Annotated in this window: 2 protein-coding genes; both read right to left on the reverse strand. The window is 70.8% G+C overall.

Features of this window, described 5'->3' with window-relative positions; all coding sequences use genetic code 11:
• Window positions 1–42: 42 nt before the first annotated feature.
• Complete coding sequence (locus H9623_RS19130) at window positions 43–414, reverse strand: hypothetical protein (protein ID WP_191805956.1); 372 nt, start codon at window positions 412–414, stop codon at window positions 43–45.
• A gap of 306 nt (window positions 415–720) precedes the next feature.
• Window positions 721–852 carry a hypothetical protein gene (locus tag H9623_RS19870; RefSeq protein WP_265332960.1) on the reverse strand — a complete coding sequence of 44 codons (132 nt, stop codon included), beginning with the start codon at window positions 850–852 and terminating at the stop codon, window positions 721–723.
• Between the last annotated feature and the right edge of the window lie 181 nt (window positions 853–1033).

Raw genomic sequence — 1033 nt, forward strand, 5'->3', positions numbered from 1 at the left:
CGGTGGGGTGCAGGGGCGCCGTAGATGGTCGACGTCGCGAGCTCAGGCGCCCCGGCTGCGCTCTGCCTGCTGGGCCATCTCGTCGCCCTCCAGGGCTTCCCAGGTCTCGCGGTAGCCGCTCTGGAACGCGTCGGGCATCGACGCGAGGACGTCGGCGTCGGGGTGGCGGCGGTCGTGGTGGTGGTCGCTGGTGGCGGCGGTGGCACCGTCGTTGAACGCCTCGACTGCCTCGACGGCCCGGGCCAGCGTCGGGAAGAACGAGAGCCAGGCGGTCGACGCGCCCAGGAACTCGTCGGGGCGCACGACCCACCGGCGCTCAGGGGTCTCGAACTCGTCGCGCTCGATCCACTGCGTCACGAGCTCGGCGTCCACGCGGTAGACGCCTGCCTCGAGCCGGGTGCGGTTCGCGGTCATGATGTACCCCTTAGGTTCCTGCTAGTCGATTGCTAGCAACTTGCTAGCAACTATATAGATGGGGTGTCGCGGTGGCAACCCCTGGCGCTCGATGGTGTGCCGCGTACATCGCGTCCCCTTGCTGACCTGCGGGAATGTTGCCCGTGAGTCTGTAGCCGGCCTTTCGAGCTCGAGCGTCGACCGCGCACACGCGACACGGGCCGCGAGCGCCGGGGGTCGGGTTGGTTCTCTCGATCTGTGGGGGATGGGCCGGACATGGCGACGGCGCCCCTGCACCTGGTGGGTGCGGGGGCGCCGGGGGTGCGGTCAGCGGAACTGGTCGAGTGAGCCGCTGAGGTAGGCGACGAGCCGGAGGGCGTCGGGGTGGTCGGGCAGGTGGATGGTCCCGGCGCGGTGCTGGGCGATGAGGTCGGCGCCGATGCGCTGGAGGGTGGCCATGAAGGCGTGGGAGACCTTGACGGCCCCGTCGCCGTCGACGAGCGAGCCGCTGAGCCCGGGGGAGTAGCCGCCGACCGCGAGCGCGAGCTGGTGCGCGTGGTCGCTGTGGCGGGCCTCGCCGTGCAGGGCTGCGGCCTAGGTGTCGCTGGTCATCTCGTCGAGCATGAACATGTGGGTCCCC

Source organism: Oerskovia douganii (assembly GCF_015142735.1).
In the GTDB taxonomy this organism is placed as follows: Bacteria; Actinomycetota; Actinomycetes; order Actinomycetales; family Cellulomonadaceae; genus Oerskovia; species Oerskovia douganii.

Coding starts and splice junctions, on each gene's coding strand:
- H9623_RS19870 (WP_265332960.1), bottom strand. CDS start 852: ATGGCCACCCTCCAGCGCATCGGCGCCGACCTCATCGCCCAGCACCGC.
- H9623_RS19130 (WP_191805956.1), bottom strand. CDS start 414: ATGACCGCGAACCGCACCCGGCTCGAGGCAGGCGTCTACCGCGTGGAC.